Below are 17,891 nucleotides of genomic sequence, written 5' to 3' on the forward strand. Positions count from 1 at the left end.
AGCGAGCACACGAGAAGGGCGGTAGGTGGAAGACCTACCGCCCTTCTCGGTCTCTACAGCAGTGGAGCGAACGTGATCAGTTTTTCTCGATCTGGTTGTAGATGGGGATTCCGTCCCAACCGATCTTGACGTTGGTGACGTTCTCCGACCAACCACTCGCTGCGTTGCGGTACCAGGTCGGCACTGCGGGCAGGTCGTTGAGCAGGATTTCCTGAGCCTGGTTGGTCAGCTCCTGCGCCTTGGTCTTGTCGGTCTCACCTGCGGACTCGCGGAGCAGACGGTCGAACTCGGGGTTGGAGTACTCACCGTCGTTGGAGCTGCCACCGGTCTGGTAGTTCTGTGCCAGGAACCCGTACTGCTGCGGGTAGTCACCCTGCCAGCCCGACCGGAAGGCGGTCGCGATGGTGCGGTTGGTGGCTTCGGTGCGCAGCTGAGCGAACGTCGGGTACGGCGCACCCTGCGCCTCGATGCCGAGCGTGTTGCGGATGCTGTTGCTGACCGCATCCACCCATTCCTGGTGTCCACCGTCGGAGTTGTACGCAATGGAGAACGTTCCGGACCATGGCGCGATGGCGTCGGCCTGGGCCCACAGAGCCTTGGCACCCTCGGGGTCGTACTCGACGTTTCCGACGTCGGAGAGATCGCCGGTCCAGCCGTCGATGGCCGGGCTGGTGAAGTCCTTGGCCGGGGTACGGGTCTTGTTGAAGATCTGCTCGGTGATCTGGTCGCGGTTGATCGCCTTGGAGATCGCCTGACGACGCAGCACACCCTCTTCGCCACCGAAGTGCGCGAGGCGGCCCGGAATCGTGAACGTCTCGATCGACGCGGACGGCTGGTTCACCGTGCGGTCGGGAAGATCGGACTCGAAGGTGGTGACGGCCGAGGCCGGAACGTTGTCGAGAACGTCGACGTTGTTCGACAGCAGGTCCGTGTATGCGGTGTCGAGGTTGCTGTACAGAATGAAGCTCACGCCGCCGTTGGCGGGCTTGCGGTTACCGGCGTAGTCGGGGTTCGTGACCAGGTCGATCCGCACGTTGTGCTGCCAAGCGCCCTCCTGGGCGAACTTGTACGGGCCGTTGCCGATCGGGTTCTCGCCGAACGCGGCGATGTCCTGGTACGCAACCTCGGGCAGCGGGTAGTACGCGGCGAAGCCGAGACGATCGGGGAACGCTGCCTCGGGCTGCTTGAGCTCGATGGTGAACGTCTTGTCGTCGACGACCTTGAGACCGGACATGGTCTGCACCGTCGGGTTCTCGGCTGCGACCTCGTCGTAGCCCTGAATCGGATCGAAGAACGATCCCTGCAGCTGCGCATTGGTCGACAGTGCGCCGTAGTTCCAGGCATCGACGAACGACTTGGCCGTGACCGGCGTGCCGTCGGTGAACTGCCAGCCGTCCTTCAACGTGACGGTGTAGTTCTGGCCGTCGGTGGTATCGATCGAGTCCGCGACCTCGTTCTCTACACCGCCCTCGGGGGTGTAGGACACCAGGCCGGCGAAGATCGAGTCGACGACACGTCCGCCGGTGTTCTCGCTCGTATTGGTGGGCACCAAGGGGTTCTGCGGCTCACCGCTCCAGGCGTTGATGATGCCGGAGCCGTCTCCTGACCCTCCGCCGCCGGTCGAATCGCTCGAAGAGCACGCCGTCACCAGCGCCGCTCCGACGACAACTGCGATTGCAGCTGACGCGATGCGTGTTTTACGCAAGGAAATCCTCCATCCAGATGTGAACACGGGGTCGTCCGTGCTCAGTTCCTCGGGCGCGACGCCCGGGGATTCGTGGGCGACCGCAAGACACGGCCTGTGAGCCGTACCAACGATCTGATGGAACGAACTTTAGACACATCCTGAAACGAACATGTGAACTCCCCCGGGTTTTGTTGACCGGCGAGTAAGTCGGAAACATGATCGAAACGTTTCGGCAAGTCGATTTCTCACAGTGCGGGCATAGCCGCCGAGACAGCCTCCCGTCGACGACGGCGATGACCGTCCATCGTGCGGAAACAACCGATCACCGCAGATCAAGGGGTTGCAGCCGATTGCAACGGTGCGATCGCCATCACATGTGACTACCCTCACTAGGGGCTCGAGACCGGCCTGTAAGTGCCGTTTCATGGGCGAAAAGCATCGGACGAAAGAGAGCTATTCGAGATGACGACCAGTACCTCCGGCAGCGACGACACCGCGGTTGCCTCCTACGCGCCGTCGGCCGAGTTCGCGGCGCAGGCGAACGCTCAGGCAGATCTGTACGCCGCCGCGGAGAAGGATCGACTCGGGTTCTGGGCGGAGCAGGCTCGCCGGCTGCACTGGCACACCCCGTTCACCGAGGTACTCGACTGGTCCGACGCCCCCGTCGCGAAATGGTTCGCCGACGGCGAGCTCAACGTCGCCTACAACTGCGTCGACCGCCACGTCCTCGACGGCCACGGCGACCAGGTTGCCATCCACTGGGAAGGTGAACCCGGCGACAGCCGCGACATCACCTACTCCGATCTGCTCGCCGACGTCAGCCAGGCGGCCAACACCCTGACCGAACTCGGCCTCGTCTCCGGTGACCGCGTCGCGATCTACATGCCGATGATCCCCGAGGCCATCGTCTCGATCCTCGCCTGTGCACGCCTCGGCCTGACCCATTCGGTCGTCTTCGCCGGGTTCTCCGCCACCGCACTGCGCTCGCGCATCGACGACGCCGAAGCCAAACTCGTCATCACCACCGACGGCCAGTGGCGACGCGGCAAGCCCGCCCCCATCAAGGACACCGTCGACGAAGCCGTGGACGGAGCCGCCTCCATCCGGAACGTTCTGGTCGTCAAGCGCACCGACTCCGACGTCGCCTGGACCGAGGGACGCGACCTGTGGTGGCACGAGACCGTCGCGAAAGCGTCGAAAGAGCATGAGGCGCAGCCGTTCCCGGCCGAGCACCCCCTGTTCATCCTCTACACCTCCGGTACGACGGGTAAGCCCAAGGGCATCATCCACACCTCCGGCGGCTACCTGACACAGACCTCGTACACCCACCACAACGTCTTCGACCACAAGGCGGGCACGGACGTCTACTGGTGCACCGCCGACATCGGCTGGGTCACCGGGCACTCCTACATCGTCTATGGACCGCTCTCGAACCGCGCCACCCAGGTCGTCTACGAGGGAACCCCCAATTCGCCCGACGAGCATCGGCACTGGAACGTCATCGAGAAGTACAAGGTGTCGATCTACTACACCTCCCCCACCCTCGTTCGTACATTCATGAAGTGGGGCAAGGAGATTCCCGAGGCACACGATCTGTCCTCGATCCGCCTGCTCGGGTCCGTCGGCGAGCCCATCAACCCCGAGGCGTGGCGCTGGTTCCGCGACGTCGTCGGCGGCGGCAGCGCACCGATCGTCGACACGTGGTGGCAGACCGAGACCGGCGCGATCATGATCTCCCCGCTCCCCGGCGTCACATCCACCAAGCCCGGCTCGGCAATGACTCCGCTGCCCGGTATCTCGGCCAAGATCGTCGACGACGACGCCAAGCCACTGGGCAACGGCGGCAACGGATACCTCGTTCTCTCCGAGCCGTGGCCGGCGATGCTCCGCGGGATCTGGGGCGACATGGACCGCTACAAGGACACCTACTGGTCCCGCTACGCCGAGGAAGGCTGGTACTTCGCCGGTGACGGTGCCAAGTACGACGAGGACGGCGCCCTGTGGGTCCTCGGCCGCGTCGACGACGTCATGAACGTCTCGGGCCACCGCATCTCCACGTCGGAAGTGGAGTCGGCACTGGTCAGTCATCACAGTGTCGCCGAGGCTGCCGTCGTCGGTGCCGCCGACGAGACCACCGGTCAGGGCATCGTCGCGTTCGTCATTCTGCGCGGCGGCGAGGAGAACACCGGCGACGCATTGATCGCCGAGCTCAAAGCTCAGGTCTCCAAGGAGATTTCGCCGATCGCCCGGCCACGGGAAATCTCGATCGTGCCGGAGTTGCCGAAGACCCGCTCCGGCAAGATCATGCGCCGCCTGCTCCGTGACGTGGCCGAGGGCCGCGAACTCGGTGACGTCTCCACTCTCGTCGACCCGAAGGTGTTCGAGGCGATCAAGAAGGGCCGCTAGCGCTCCCATGTGAGTGGAACCTCGTAGCCCACTACGAGGTTCCACTCACATGGGGCGCAGCCGTTCAGACGCTGTCGAGCGACTGGTCTCGCGTTTCCTTCATGATGATCAGCGAGATCAGGGTCAGCGCAGCCGCGATGGCGAGATAGACGCCCACCCAGCCGACGCCGTAGGAACTCACCAGCCAGGTTGCGATGAACGGAGCCACTGCAGCTCCGAGGATCGACGCGGTGTTGTACGAGATTCCCGAGCCCGTGTAGCGCACGTTCGTCGGAAACAGTTCCGGCAGAACGGCACTCATGGGCCCGAACGTCAGACCCATCAGTCCCAGGCCGACGCACATGAACACCAGCATTTTGCCTGCCGACGCGGACGACGGGTCGGCGAACCAGTGGAACGACAGACCGAACAGCACGATCGCCGCGGTGATGACGATGAGCGTGGGGCGGCGACCGTACTTGTCGGCGAGCAGCCCGGCGACCGGGATCAGCGCTGCGAAGAACAGCACCGCGATGAGCTGGAGCTCCAGGAAGTCCGTGTACGGAATCGCGAGCTTGGGCCCGTTGACGTCGGCCACCTTGCCTGTTCCGTAACTGACCACCCACGTCGTCATGATGTAGAAGAGCGTGTACGTGGCGAGCATGACGAACGTGCCGATGATCAGCTGACGCCAGCTGGTCTTGAACACCTGGGCCAAAGGGGTCTTGACCTTCTGGCCGCGCTCGACTGCCAATTTGAACACCGGCGTCTCCTCGAGCTTGAGGCGGACGTACAGGCCGATGATCACCATGATCGCGCTGAGCAGGAACGGGATGCGCCAGCCCCACGTGAGGAACGCATGGTCGGTGCCGGAGTTCGCGGAGTCGTAGCCGGTCGCGATGACGATGAGCAGGAAGATGCCGTTGGCGAAGAAGAAGCCGATCGGCGCACCCAACTGCGGGTACATCGCCGCCCAGGCTCGCTTGCCCGGCTTCGCGGTTTCGGTGGCCAGCAACGCCGCACCACTCCATTCGCCGCCGAGGCCCACGCCCTGAGTGAAGCGCATCAGCGCCAACAGAGCCGGTGCCCACAGACCCGCCGCGGCGTAGGTCGGCAGGAGCCCGATCGCGAACGTCGCGACACCCATCGTCAGCAGGGACCCGACGAGGGTGGCCTTGCGTCCGATGCGATCACCGAAGTGCCCGAACAGAATCGAGCCGATGGGCCGCGCGACGAACGCCAAACCGAACGTCGCGAACGACGCCAGCAGCGCGGTCGTGTCGTTGCCTGCGGGGAAGAACAGGCGGGGGAAGACGAGCACTGCGGCCGTTGCATAGATATAGAAGTCGAAGAACTCGATGGACGTACCGACCATCGAGGCGATGACGATTCGGGACCGAGGCACCTGAGGTGCGGGAATTGCGCCGTCGTCCGTGACGGCGTGTGTTGAACTCACGAGTGCTCCTGAAGGGGAAAGTTCCCTGAAAATTACCTGATGAACACCTGAGAATTTCACGCCCCCGGGCCGTTCGTTGCCGATTCGTGCAACATTCCCGTGTTTGTCGCGACGGGCGGAGAGGTAACCGACGACGGGCCGAGCGTCGCTCGGCCGCCGCGGGACAGATAATCTGCTACTTAGGCACTACTGTCGATACGATCTTCCGCAACACCGAGCAGAGCGATCACCGCAATACCGAGCACAGCGATTACAAGGGGTCGAGAGTTGAGCGTCAGCAATGACAAGGGATACGGCAACGGCGTCCCGAACACGATTTCGTCGATACCTCTCACCGATGTCGATGCCCGCACACCCGGTAGCGCGAGCATCGGAAACCTCGTCAAGGACGCCACGACTCAGGTCTCGACCCTCGTGCGTGCCGAGGTGGCCCTCGCCAAGGCCGAGGTCACCGGCGAGGTCAAGAAGGGTCTGCAGGGCAGCGTCTTCTTCATCGTCGCGCTGACGGTGCTGCTGTTCAGCTCGTTCTTCTTCTTCTTCTTCGCCGCCGAACTCCTCGACGTGTGGCTCTACCGATGGGCCTCGTTCCTCATCGTCTTCGTGTTCATGGTGCTGGTTGCCGGCCTGTTCGGGTTCCTCGGCTACCGCAGGGTCAAGAAACTGCGCAAGCCCGAGAAGACCATCGACTCCCTCAAGCAGGCGTCGACCGTGCTGCCCAACCAGCACGAGAGCATTCCCGGAATCCCCGGCTACAAGAAGTAGACGACGCCCGGCGAGTCGAGCAGTATGAATCATCCCGATCCGTCCACGGTCCGTTACCCAGGACAGTGGATCCATCGCGACATCCATGCCAACGGCATCCGGTTCCACACCGTGGAGGTCGGCGAGCATGCTCCCGACGCCCCGCTGGTGGTGCTGCTGCACGGCTTCGCCGACTTCTGGTACTCCTGGCATCACCAGCTCGACGCGCTCGCGCGTTCCGGAGTGCGAGCGGTCGCAGTCGACCTCCGCGGCTACGGCGACTCCGACAAGCCCCCACGTGGTTACGACGGATGGACCCTGGCCGGCGACATCGTCGGTCTCGTTCGGGCGCTGGGGTACCCACACGCGACGTTCGTCGGTCATGCCGACGGTGGCCTGGTGTGCTGGGCAAGCTCGGCTCTGCATCCGCGAATGGTCCGCTCGATGGTCCTGATCAATGCACCGCACCCGATCTCGCTGCGCCGCGCCGTGCTGAAGGATTCCGAACAGCGCGGTGCTCTGCTGCCGCACTTCGTTCGGTATCAAGTTCCGCTGCGCCCCGAGAAGCTACTCACCCGGCGAGGGGGCGCGGCAGTCGAGGAGTTGATGCGCAGTCGCGCCGGGTCGCAGTGGCAGCGCACCGACGATTTCGCCGATACCGCAGGCAAGATGCGCTCGGCCATCCGAATTCCCGGGGCCGCGCACAGCGCACTCGAGTATCAGCGCTGGGCGTTCCGTAGCCAGTTCCGCGCCGAGGGCCGACGCTTCATGGACGCCGTCGACGTGAAGACCTCGATCCCCGTCGCGCAGATCAGCGGTGACCTCGACCCGTACGTGCTGCCCACTACCCTCGATCGGGATCGGCACTGGGCACCGGGGCTGACGCGTCGAACGGTGCGGGACGTGGGGCACTACGTGCACCAGGAAGCCCCCGACGTCGTGTCCGAGGAAATCCTGCGCGTCGCGCTCGAAAGCTGACGTCCCGCGGTCAGACGATGCAGTCGCCGGTACCCACACTGACCGGCGCATCGAAGCTTCGGGCGAGCTCGTCCGAGATCTCGGTTGCGGTCAGGACGAATCCGGTATCGGGGTCGTCGACGGCAGCACCGAACACCACACCGAGTACCTCACCGTTCGAATTGACCAGTGGCCCACCGGAATTGCCCTGCCGCACCGATCCGCGAACCGTATAGACCTCGCGTTGAACAGTTCCGGTGCGGTAGATGTCCGGTCCGCTCAGGTTGATGATCTCGCGAATGCGCGCTGGGCTCGCCGTGTACGGACCCCCGCCCGGGTAGCCCAGCACGATGGCGTCGGATCCGGATTCGGCCGGGTTCGGCGCGAACGGCAACACCGGAGCTTGCAGCTGCGAAACACGAAGCACTGCAACATCTTCTTCGGGATCGAACAGGACGACGTCGGCGTCGAGAGGGCCGTCCGGAGAATCGACGGTCACCTCGGAGGTACCGGCCACCACGTGGGCGTTGGTCATCACCAGATCCGGCCCGACGACGAAACCCGAACCCTCGAGCGCCTTCTGGCAGCTCGGGGCGATTCCGTTGATCTTGATGACGCTCGCCTGCAACGCCACCGGGACGGGGCCTGCGGCGATCCCGGAGTCGGGAACGGCGACGTCGGCAACCGGAGTGCGTCCGAACGGACCGATGACGTCCGGCAGCCCGGAGGTGTCGAGCAGCGCCGAGAATTCCTTGGGCACCTGACGCAGCCACTCGGGTGCCACCTCGTCGACCTTGCCCAGGACCGTCGAGCCACGCACGGCACTGGCCACCTCGGGCTGCGACGAGGACGTCAGCGGAATGGCGAGCAACCATGCGGCAGCGAGCACGGCCGCGGCCTGCAGACCTGCCCCGATCGTGCTGTCGACCGATCTTGCTGAGCGCGAATGTATTCCGCTGCGCAACGCACGACCCAGAACCATGCCGGCCACCTCACCGACGATCACCAACACCACGATCAACGCGATACCGACGAACACCCTCGTGCGTGATCCGTCGACGTGTTCGAGCACGTGCGGTGCCACCAGAATCCCGGCGACGGCACCCAGAACGACTCCCAGAAACGCCAGCGCCGACGCCACCGCCCCCTGTCGCCATCCCGACGTCGCCGCCAGCAGCGCGACGGCGAGCACCGCGATATCGACCCACCCCGAACCCGTCACCGATCGAGCCTCGCTCCTACCGCAGTCAAGCTGGCCTCCAGATCGCGTATATCCCCCGTGTCCCATTCGGACTCCCAGCCCGACACAGCGAGCAGGCCCGCCAGAATACCGCCCGTGAATCCCCACACCAGCATTCCCTGCACCGAGAAGGCCGGGCCCTGGTAGCCGGCGGGGTGACGCACCTGGAATCGGTTGGCCGGATCGAGCAACTCGCGCAGGGGAACTCGCACCACGCGCTCGGTTTCGCCGGCGTCGACGACGCGGACCGGGGTTGGACTCCGCCAGTACGAGAGCACGGGAACCACGTCGAATCGAGACGGCGGCACGTAGATGCCGGGCATCGTCGCGAGCGGTACGACGCCGGCCGGGTCGAGACCGGTCTCTTCCTGGGCCTCGCGCAGCGCCGTTCCGATGGGCCCGTCGTCACCCGGGTCGGTGGCACCGCCGGGGAAGGCGATCTGCCCACTGTGGTCGCGCAAGGTCGACGCCCGCTGGGTCAGCAGTACGTCGGCCTCGGCGGGTAGCCCACCGGGCGCGGTCGGATCGGCGGCAGCCGGACCGCCGAACAGCACCAACACTGCCGCCGATCGGGTTCGATCGGCCGGCTGCGCCTGTCGTTGCAGTACCGGGTTGATGCCGGTGGTGTCGGTCAGTCCGTTTTCGCTGCCGGCGACGTCGAGCATGCGCCCGAGCCACTCGGGTGCGCTCACGACGCGACTCCGAGGTTCTCGCGGACTGCGTCGGCTATGTCGTCGACGCTTGTGAAAGGTTCGGTCAGCACCTTGGCGACAGTGCCATCCGCAGATATCAAAACGGATACGGGCAACACGTTCGGCGCTTCCGCCGCCGCGGCGACACGTCCGGCACCGTCCTGAACGCCGGGCAGCGTGACGCCGTACTCGGCCAGACGGGTCAGCCCGTTGGACTCGTTGGCATCGTTGTGGACAGTCAACACAGTGACTGCATCACCCGCCCGCTGCGCGTATTGCTGCAGGTAAGGCAACTCCTTCGCGCACGGGCCGCACCAATAGGCCCAGATGTTGAGCAGTGCGGGTCGCCCGGCCAGAGCCTGGCCGAGGTCGACCGACGAGCCGTCGCCGATGCATTCGAGGGTGATGCCCGTCAACGGGCCTGCTGCAGCGCCCGACGGCGTCGGACATGCGTCGAGACCGGCGGTCTGCCGCAGCGGTGCCAGAGCCTCGGGAGTATCGGCGGCCCGACGCTCGGCCGTCGACGGTCCTTGCTGCCCCAGACCGGGACCATCGGCGCGCTGCGTTGCCGGAGATTCATTGCGTGGCCAGAGGGCATAGACCATCCCGACGACGAGAATGAGCGCGACCAGAGACCAGCGGAGTGCGGCCTTGTTCACGACACGATTCCGGCGAGAGCGAGCAGATGATCGGTCTCGGGACCTCTCACCAGGGCGGCAGCGGTCGCCGGATCGGTCGGGCCGAGGCCGAACGACGGGCAGTCCTTGGCGAGGACGCACACCCCGCACGCCGGCGTGCGGGAGTGGCAGACGCGTCGACCGTGGAAGATGACGCGATGGGAGAGCACGGTCCACTCTTTCCGCTCGATCAGCGCGCCGACCGCGTGCTCCACCTTGACGGGGTCCTCTTCTTCGGTCCACTGCCAGCGCCGTACCAACCGACCGAAGTGGGTGTCGACGGTGATGCCGGGAACGTCGAACGCATTGCCGAGCACGACGTTGGCCGTCTTGCGGCCGATGCCCGGCAACGTCACCAGATCCTTCAACGATGCGGGGACTTCGCCGTCGAAGTTCTCGAGTAACTTCCGCCTGAGCCCGATCAGCGAGTTGGCCTTGTTGCGGTAGAAGCCGGTGGTTCGGATGAACTCTTCGAGTTCGGTGCGGTCGGCCTCGGCGTGGTCGCGAGCTGTGCGGTATCTCACGAACAGGGCCGGAGTCACCATGTTGACGCGCTTGTCGGTGCACTGCGCGGACAGGATGGTCGCGACAGCGAGTTCGAGGGGCGTGGTGAAGTCGAGTTCGCAGTAGACGTGCGGAAACGCGACCCCGAGCGTTCGGTTCATCCGCCGAGCCCGCCGCACGAGGCCGAGTCGCGTCTCCTCGCGTTTGCGCACGTCGGGGCGTTTCGGGGCTGTCGATTCCACGCCACAACTGTACGGACAAGAATGCGTAACGAACTACGCGAGCGCGCCGAGCTGTGTTTGTATCGAGACCTTTTCGGTGTTAACTGGCCGGTATGCAAGGACTCGCCGTGGTGCTCTTTCCGGTACTACTCATGCTCTTCGCACTCGCGATGGAGCGCGTCGAGTTCCGGCTCAGCAAGCTCGGCGTCCGGGAGCACGAAGTAGAGGAATTCCTCGATCAGGCGAGCAAGTCCGAGGTCGCCACACTGGCGAACGAGGGCTTCCCCCACGCCCTGGCTCGGTTCAACACCCGCAAGCGTCACCAGACTCCTCCGCGCACGATCGACACGCGCGACGGCATGGTCGACCAACGGGCCGGTTGAGCACCCAATTGTCCGCATTCGGATGAATTTACGGTGAACGCGAACAGACGTACCGTTCCTCTGGCAACCTGTGGTGGCGTCGATCACTCGGTTTCGGCCGAGTCGAAGTAGACTCCCCTGAGGTAATTGTTGTGTTTGAACATTGCATCGGCATCGACGCCTGAATCGCAGCGCGATTCGGTGGTGAGACGAGTGTGTACAGACGCCTTCGGGGGTGCGGGTCACCGCATCGCCGATATCCCAAAAGGAGCGCAAGTGGACGACGTCCTGGCACGGGCCGGCATCTTCCAAGGAGTCGAACCCTCTGCGGTTGCGGCACTGACGAAGCAGCTGCAGCCTGTCGATTTCCCCCGGGGACACGTGGTGTTCAACGAGGGTGAGCCCGGAGACCGGCTCTACATCATCGTTTCCGGCAAGATCAAGCTCGGGCGACGCTCCCCCGACGGCCGCGAGAACTTGCTGACGATCATGGGACCGTCGGACATGTTCGGCGAGCTCTCCATCTTCGACCCCGGCCCTCGCACGTCCTCGGCCACCACGGTCACCGAGGTGCGCGCGGTCAGCATGGACCGCGCGGCTCTCAAGGACTGGATCGATCAGCGCCCCGAGATCGCCGAGCAGCTGCTGCGCGTCCTGGCTCGCCGATTGCGTCGCACCAACAACAACCTGGCCGACCTCATCTTCACCGACGTCCCCGGACGCGTGGCCAAGGCGCTGCTTCAGCTTGCCCAGCGCTTCGGCACCCAGGAAGCGGGATCGCTGCGCGTCACCCACGACCTGACGCAGGAAGAGATCGCTCAGCTCGTCGGAGCGTCGCGCGAGACCGTCAACAAGGCACTGGCCGACTTCGCGCACCGCGGATGGCTGCGCCTCGAGGGCAAGTCCGTACTGATCTCGGACTCCGAGCGCCTGGCCCGCCGAGCTCGCTAGGCCGAGTTCCTTCGAGACAGCAGCTCGCTAGTTCTCCCTGAGGTAGGCCAGCTGCGTCTTGACCGACATCCGCGCAGCCGGCCACAACTTCTTGTCCACGTCCGAATAGACGTGGCGCACCACCTGCATCGGTTTGGCGTCGTCTCCGATCTCGGCCAACGCCGCCCGCACCTGATCCAGCCGCTGCCGACGGTGAGCGCGATACAGTCGCGCCACCTCGGCGGTGTCCGGTAGATCGGCCCCGTGCCCCGGCAACACCGTCTTGCCCGCACCGGCGGCCTCGAGCCGATCGAGCGAATTCAGATAGTCCGCGAGCGAGCCGTCCTTCGGGTCGAGCACCGTGGTGCCGCGGCCGAGGATCGTATCTCCCGTCAGGACCGCGTCGTCGAGCACGAAGCTCACCGAATCCGCCGTGTGACCGGGCGTGTGGAGCACTCGGATCCGTAGACCCGCCGCATCGATGACCTCGCCGTCCGCCAACCGCTCGCCGCCGCCGTGCAGGAACTTCTCCCCCACCGCCCGCACCGGTGCCCCTGTCTTGCGGTGAAACCGTTTCAACCCTGCCGTGTGATCGGCATGGCGATGGGTCACCAGGGTCAGCACCACCGTGCCCGACGCGGCGACGGCGTCGAGATGGGCCTTGTCCTTCGGACCCGGGTCGACGACGATGCACTCGTCGGAACCCGGTGCCCGCAGGATCCACGTGTTCGTTCCGTCCAGCGTCATCTTGCCCGGGTTCTCCGCGAGCAGAACCGACGCCGTGGGCGTCACGTGCCGGACCAGTCCGTAGGCGGGATGCGTCAAGTTCGAGTCGGCCATTGAAACACTGTAGGACGCCCACTGTTCTCGAGGTGGAACAGGACCGGTGCCGACGACTAACGTCGACGCATATGAAGATCGGACTCGTCGGAGCCGGCCCCTGGGCCCGCAAGACTCAGGCCCCCTCGCTGCTCGCCCATCCGGGAGTGGACTTCACCGGAGTGTGGGCCCGCAGACCGGAAGCTGCGGGCGATTTGGGTGCACCCGTCTACGAGTCCTTCGACGCCCTGCTCGATGCCGTCGACACGGTGGCGTTCGCGGTACCACCGGCCGTGCAAGCCGGGTTCGCCCTCCGCGCCGCGCGAGCAGGAAAACATGTGTTGCTGGACAAGCCCACTGCCGCCACCGTGGCAGAGGCCGAGGAACTGGCCGAGGCCGTCACCACCGCCGGAGTTCGTTCGATGGTGACTCTGACACTCCGATTCGCCCCGGAGACAAGGCAATTCCTCACCTCGACAGCGGGCCGTCCCTGGGCCGCCGGCTCCGGAACCTGGTTCTCCGGTGCCACCCTCGGCGGGGCGTACTCGGAATCGCAGTGGCGACACGACGACGGGGCGATCCTCGACATCGGGCCCCACGTCTTCGATCTCCTCGACGCGGCACTGGGAACCATTGCGCGCGTTGCCTACTCGCACCGCGACGTGGCGTCGGACAGTTGGACCGTTCTACTCGAACACGAGGGCGGCGCGCGGAGCACCGTCCAATTGTCGCTGCGGACACCGGTCATGCCGTCGCTCATGCGGATCGAGCTGTCCGGACCCGCCGGAGTCGACACCTTCACCGACCGATCCACGTCGTCGACCGACTGTTACGCCGTACTGCTGGACGAGTTCCTCGAGTCGGTGGAATCGGGTGTCGACCACGAATGCTCGGTACACCGAGGACTGCACTTGCAGAGGGTGATTGATCGGGCGCGGGAGTGGGCACCCTGATCGTGTGACCACCATGGACGTCAAAGATGCGATGTTCCACTACACCTCGGCCCCGCATCGCTCGATGGACCAGTACACGACGTTCGTCTTCGACTCGGGGGACCACGAGCCACCGACGTTCGACGACGTCGTGGCCCACGTCGAGAGACGCGCTCGATTCGTTCCGAGACTGCAGATTCGCATCGGCGATGCGGTAGGTCTGTTGGAGTACCCCCGATGGATCAGGGACCCGACGCCGCCTCGTGACCACGTGGTCGACCACGATCTCTCCGACGGTCGTCACACACTGAATTCGTTTCTGGCCGAACGCGCGTGCGTTCCGGTCGATGCGACGACGCGGGCATGGACCGTGCACGTCGGCCGGGGCCTGTCGGGCGTCGACGGTATCCGCGGTGCGGCCACCGTCGTGATCGTTCAGGTCAGCCACGCATTGTCCGACGGGTCGGTCGGTACCCGCATCGTTCGAGCTCTCTTCGGACCGGACGAGCCGACCGACAACGTCACGTTCCCCGACGACCCTGCCGTCTCTCGTCCACGTCGCGTGCGAGATGCGGTCGTTGCGACGGCGCTCCTGCCCTACCGCTGGGCGCGGTCGCAGCGGCGGATGGGGCGAGCACAGCAGACGTATCTCGACGCCGTGCGGACCGGGGAGCTGGTTGCCCCCGCACCGGTCGAACCCACGCGCGTCAACGCCCATCCCGACGAAACGAGAGCGGTGCACGTCCTGCAGTTCCCGAAGTCGCAGTGGACAGGCGGGCCGGCCACCGTCACGGCTACCGCACTCACCGCCGTCGGAGCGGCGTTGTCGACGTATCTCGCGGCGCACGGAGAGAGGGTCGGCACCCGCATCCGCGCCACAGTGCCCACCGCGATCGAGACGTCGGCGGCCTGGCCTGCCGTCAACCGAACCGTCCCGGCTGCCGTCGATCTGCATCCCGAGCTCACCGACGTGCCCGACCGAGCATCGGCAGTGGCGCACGCGCTCAACCTGCAGCGTGAACGCGTGAACGATCGCCGCCACATCGACGCCACCCGGTCGGCCGAGCTCTACCCCGCCGCTCTACTGCTCGGCTTCGGTCGCCGCGCCCGGCTCGTCGCGCCTCGCAGCGGTACGCCCGAGCGTGTCACCAGCCATACCGTGGTGACGAGCGTCAATCGAACCGGTCTGGACCTCGAGTTGGGGTCGAGCCGGGCAACCCTGTGCGCGGGGGTCGCATCGCTGAGCCCGGGCTGCAGCATCACCCACGCCGTGTACGGATACGGGGACGTCGTCACCGTCTGTGTGACGGCCTGCCCGACGACGGTCCCCGATCACGCCGTGTACGCCGACCTGCTGCGTTCCGCAGTCGACGAGACCTGCGGTGCACTTCATGGGACGTCGACTACTGCAGTTCGACGATGAGCTCCACTTCCACCGATGCGCCGAGGGGCAGTTCGGCGACACCCACGGCCGAGCGGGCGTGCTTGCCTGCGTCACCGAAAATCTCGCCGATGACGTTCGAGGCTCCGTTGACGACACCGGGCTGACCGGTGAAGCCCTCCGCGGAAGCGACGAAGCCGACGGCCTTGATCACGCGTGCGACCGAATCGATACCGACCAGCGCATGCACCGCGGCCAGCGCGTTCAACGCACAGATCCGCGCAGCTGCCGTGGCGTCCTCGGCCGACACGTCGGCACCCACCTTGCCCACGGACGTCAGGTTTCCGTCCACGATCGGCAGTTGACCGGAGGTGTAGACGAGCGAACCCACCTGTACGGCGGGGACGTACGCGGCCAGCGGCGGAACGACGTCGGGCAGCTCGATGCCCAGCTCGGAGAGGCGTTCGCTCCAGTTCGCCACGGCGTCAGCCCTTCGGACGCTTGAAGTACGCGACCAGTGTGTCGCCGCCGTTCGGTCCCGCCATGATCGTCACGAGCTCCCAGCCCTCGGAGCCGTAGTTGTCGAGAATCTGCTTGGTGGCGTGAATCAGCACCGGTGCGGTGAAGTACTCCCAGATGATCTTTTCGCTCATGACTCGAAGCCTATCGCCCACCGGAGTACGAGGGGTGCGTCACTGCGATCGGGTGATTATCGGTTCTGTCGGACGACCGGCATCGCGTCTCTATATGGTCGAGGCGTGGGTACATCGAAGCAAGAGGGATGGCCGGCGAAGGCGGATGCCGCGCGGCTGCATTTCGTGTCCGGCAAGGGCGGTACCGGTAAGTCGACGGTCGCTGCCGCGCTGGCGTTGGCGCTGGCCGCGGGTGGCCGGCGAGTGTTGTTGGTGGAGGTCGAGGGCAGGCAGGGCATCGCGCAGCTGTTCGACGTGCCGCAGCTCCCGCCGGTGGAGACCCGCGTCGCCTCGGCGGACGGCGGCGGCGAGGTCTACGCGCTGGCGATCGACATCGAGACCGCGTTCCTCGAGTATCTCGACATGTTCTACAACCTCGGTTTCGCCGGCCGCGCGATGCGCAAGATCGGTGCCATCGAGTTCGCGACGACCATCGCGCCCGGCCTGCGTGACGTACTGCTGACCGGCAAGGTCAAGGAGTGCGTGGTGCGCACCGACAAGAAGGGCAACCGCGCGTACGACGAGGTGGTCGTCGACTCGCCGCCCACCGGCCGCATCGGAAACTTCCTCGACGTCACCAAGGCCATGGCCGACCTGGCCAAGGGCGGCCCGGTCCGCTCGCAGAGCGAGGGCGTGGTGCGGTTGCTGCATTCGTCGGACACCGTCGTGCACCTGGTCACCCTGCTCGAAGCATTGCCGGTGCAGGAGACGGCAGATGCGGTACGCGAGCTCGAAGCAGCCGACCTCCGCCTGGGCACGGTGATCGTCAACCGCACCGAGCCGACGTACCTGCCTGCCGACTCCCTCGAACCCATCGCCGAGGGCGAGATCGACGCCGTCGCAATTCAGGAGGGTCTGGCCAAGACCGGAATCACGTTGTCCGAGGCCGACTTCGCCGGTCTCCTGACCGAATCGATCGAGCACGCGTCGACGCTGTCCGCTCAGGTGGAGAGCGCAACACAACTCGACGAACTCGACGTCGCACGCATGACGCTGCCGATGTTGGCCGACGGCGTCGACCTCGGCGGCTTGTACGAGCTCGCCGCCACGCTCGCAGAACAGGGTGTCCGATGACTCGACCAGCAGCAACCGAACTCGACGTCGACCGCATCCTCACCGACCCCGCGTCACGAATCGTCGTGGTCTGCGGCGCAGGCGGTGTCGGGAAGACCACCACCGCAGCGGCGATGGCTCTGCGTGCCGCCGAACAGGGCAGGCGTGTCGTCGTGCTGACCATCGATCCGGCTCGCCGGCTGGCCCAGGCCCTCGGGCTCGGCGACCTCGACAACAGCCCGCAGCCGGTAAAATTGGGTGCCGACGCCAAGGGCGAACTGCACGCGATGATGCTGAACATGCGGCGCACGTTCGACGAGATGGTCATCGAACATTCGACGCCGGAAAAGGCGGCGCAGGTTCTGGCCAACCCGTTCTATCAGACTGTGGCGTCGTCCTTTTCGGGCACGCAGGAGTACATGGCGATGGAGAAGCTGGGCCAGCTGTCCCTCGACGCATCGTGGGATCTGATCGTGGTGGACACTCCGCCGTCGCGCAACGCGTTGGATTTCCTCGACGCTCCGCAACGGCTCGGGTCGTTTCTCGACGGGCGTTTCATCCGGCTGTTGACCGCTCCCGGACGAGGAATCACCCGCGTCGTCACCAGCGCGATGAGCCTGGCGATGCGCGGCGTCTCGACCGTCATCGGCAGCCAAATGCTGTCCGACGCTTCGGCTTTCGTGCAATCGCTGGATTCGATGTTCGGCGGGTTCCGCGAACGCGCCACGCGCACATACCAATTGCTCCGCGAGGACGGCACCAGTTTCCTCGTCGTCGCTGCCGCCGAGCCCGACGCGTTGCGTGAGGCCGCGTTCTTCGTCGAGCGACTCTCCGCCGAGAACATGCCGCTGGCCGGACTGGTGGTGAACCGGACGCATCCGACGTTGTCGTCGGTGCAGGCCGATCACGCCGCCACGGCCGCCGATCTCCTGGACCGAATCGACGACCCCGGTGCCGAACTGACTGCTGCGGTGCTGCGTATCCACGCTCAACGCGCAGTGACCGCGGCGCGCGAGGTGCGGTTGCTCAAACGCTTCACCGGCGCGCACCCCCGCGTGCCCATCGTCGGTGTTCCGTCCCTGCCGTTCGAGGTCTCCGACCTCGCCGCACTACGCGCGGTGGCCGACCAGCTGACCCGCAGAGGCTGATCGGCCGTACCGGC

18 protein-coding genes are annotated in these 17,891 nt (G+C 65.6%); 9 read left to right on the top strand and 9 right to left on the bottom strand.

The features are described 5' to 3' along the window. Nucleotides 1-76: 76 nt before the first annotated feature. Nucleotides 77-1,705, bottom strand: coding sequence for an ABC transporter substrate-binding protein (locus AB0P23_RS12520; RefSeq protein WP_027494484.1), 1,629 nt, complete (start codon nt 1,703-1,705; stop codon nt 77-79). A 444-nt stretch (nt 1,706-2,149) separates the two neighbouring features. Between AB0P23_RS12520 and acs the strand changes: the two genes are divergently transcribed. Next, a complete protein-coding gene (gene acs, locus AB0P23_RS12525) occupies nt 2,150-4,093 on the top strand; it encodes an acetate--CoA ligase (protein ID WP_204847035.1) in 1,944 nt (647 codons plus the stop codon). A 64-nt stretch (nt 4,094-4,157) separates the two neighbouring features. Here the strand turns inward: acs and AB0P23_RS12530 are convergent, their stop codons facing one another. Continuing rightward, a complete protein-coding gene (locus AB0P23_RS12530; RefSeq protein WP_048316729.1) occupies nt 4,158-5,528 on the bottom strand; it encodes an MFS transporter in 1,371 nt (456 codons plus the stop codon). A gap of 267 nt (nt 5,529-5,795) precedes the next feature. On the opposite strand from AB0P23_RS12530, the gene AB0P23_RS12535 reads away from it, so the two are divergent. Then, nucleotides 5,796-6,290, top strand: a complete 495-nt coding sequence (locus AB0P23_RS12535) for a phage holin family protein (RefSeq protein ID WP_032373800.1) — start codon at nt 5,796-5,798, stop codon at nt 6,288-6,290. Nucleotides 6,291-6,314: 24 nt separating this feature from the next. Further along, nucleotides 6,315-7,247, top strand: a complete 933-nt coding sequence (locus AB0P23_RS12540; RefSeq protein ID WP_032392775.1) for an alpha/beta hydrolase — start codon at nt 6,315-6,317, stop codon at nt 7,245-7,247. A gap of 10 nt (nt 7,248-7,257) precedes the next feature. On the opposite strand, the gene marP is transcribed toward AB0P23_RS12540, so the two are convergent. Genes marP through nth form a run of 4 tightly spaced genes read right to left on the bottom strand, consistent with a single transcriptional unit; the run spans nt 7,258 to nt 10,500 of the window. After that, nucleotides 7,258-8,448, bottom strand: coding sequence for an acid resistance serine protease MarP (gene marP / locus AB0P23_RS12545; RefSeq protein ID WP_032386009.1), 1,191 nt, complete (start codon nt 8,446-8,448; stop codon nt 7,258-7,260). Then, on the bottom strand, nt 8,445-9,131 hold the full coding sequence (locus AB0P23_RS12550; RefSeq protein ID WP_032364742.1) for a CoA pyrophosphatase: 687 nt from the start codon (nt 9,129-9,131) through the stop codon (nt 8,445-8,447). The genes marP and AB0P23_RS12550 overlap by 4 nt, the downstream gene beginning before the upstream one ends. Before the next feature lie 23 nt (nt 9,132-9,154). Beyond that, the gene (locus AB0P23_RS12555; RefSeq protein WP_048317318.1) at nt 9,155-9,763 is read right to left on the bottom strand and encodes a TlpA disulfide reductase family protein; all 609 of its coding nucleotides are present in this window, start codon (nt 9,761-9,763) and stop codon (nt 9,155-9,157) included. A gap of 50 nt (nt 9,764-9,813) precedes the next feature. Next, entirely contained in the window at nt 9,814-10,500 is a 687-nt protein-coding gene (gene nth / locus AB0P23_RS12560) for an endonuclease III (protein ID WP_363797787.1), read from the bottom strand. A gap of 173 nt (nt 10,501-10,673) precedes the next feature. Between nth and AB0P23_RS12565 the strand changes: the two genes are divergently transcribed. Together AB0P23_RS12565 and AB0P23_RS12570 are read left to right on the top strand one after the other, a co-directional pair. Then, a complete protein-coding gene (locus AB0P23_RS12565; RefSeq protein WP_363797750.1) occupies nt 10,674-10,943 on the top strand; it encodes a hypothetical protein in 270 nt (89 codons plus the stop codon). Between the two features lie 255 nt (nt 10,944-11,198). Next, nucleotides 11,199-11,873, top strand: a complete 675-nt coding sequence (locus tag AB0P23_RS12570) for a Crp/Fnr family transcriptional regulator (RefSeq protein WP_027494494.1) — start codon at nt 11,199-11,201, stop codon at nt 11,871-11,873. A 27-nt stretch (nt 11,874-11,900) separates the two neighbouring features. Here AB0P23_RS12570 and AB0P23_RS12575 read toward each other — a convergent pair whose 3' ends face one another. Further along, the gene (locus AB0P23_RS12575; protein WP_057472573.1) at nt 11,901-12,692 is read right to left on the bottom strand and encodes an MBL fold metallo-hydrolase; all 792 of its coding nucleotides are present in this window, start codon (nt 12,690-12,692) and stop codon (nt 11,901-11,903) included. 71 nt (nt 12,693-12,763) lie between these two features. Between AB0P23_RS12575 and AB0P23_RS12580 the strand changes: the two genes are divergently transcribed. Continuing rightward, nucleotides 12,764-13,624 (top strand): Gfo/Idh/MocA family oxidoreductase, encoded by an 861-nt coding sequence (locus AB0P23_RS12580; protein WP_363797752.1) that lies wholly within the window; start codon nt 12,764-12,766, stop codon nt 13,622-13,624. A gap of 13 nt (nt 13,625-13,637) precedes the next feature. After that, nucleotides 13,638-15,026, top strand: a complete 1,389-nt coding sequence (locus tag AB0P23_RS12585; protein WP_230595225.1) for a wax ester/triacylglycerol synthase domain-containing protein — start codon at nt 13,638-13,640, stop codon at nt 15,024-15,026. Here the strand turns inward: AB0P23_RS12585 and AB0P23_RS12590 are convergent. Then, nucleotides 15,007-15,465 (bottom strand): RidA family protein, encoded by a 459-nt coding sequence (locus AB0P23_RS12590; RefSeq protein ID WP_027494498.1) that lies wholly within the window; start codon nt 15,463-15,465, stop codon nt 15,007-15,009. The genes AB0P23_RS12585 and AB0P23_RS12590 overlap by 20 nt on opposite strands. Nucleotides 15,466-15,469: 4 nt before the next feature. Beyond that, a complete protein-coding gene (locus tag AB0P23_RS12595) occupies nt 15,470-15,637 on the bottom strand; it encodes a DUF4177 domain-containing protein (protein WP_072691993.1) in 168 nt (55 codons plus the stop codon). A gap of 105 nt (nt 15,638-15,742) precedes the next feature. Between AB0P23_RS12595 and AB0P23_RS12600 the strand changes: the two genes are divergently transcribed. Beyond that, nucleotides 15,743-16,750 (top strand): ArsA-related P-loop ATPase, encoded by a 1,008-nt coding sequence (locus tag AB0P23_RS12600; RefSeq protein ID WP_027494499.1) that lies wholly within the window; start codon nt 15,743-15,745, stop codon nt 16,748-16,750. Beyond that, nucleotides 16,747-17,877, top strand: a complete 1,131-nt coding sequence (locus AB0P23_RS12605) for an ArsA family ATPase (protein WP_027494500.1) — start codon at nt 16,747-16,749, stop codon at nt 17,875-17,877. Before AB0P23_RS12600 ends, AB0P23_RS12605 begins: the two co-directional genes overlap by 4 nt. Nucleotides 17,878-17,891 lie beyond the last annotated feature (14 nt).

The organism is Rhodococcus sp. NPDC077669 (assembly GCF_040686915.1).
GTDB lineage: Bacteria > Actinomycetota > Actinomycetes > Mycobacteriales > Mycobacteriaceae > Rhodococcoides > Rhodococcoides fascians.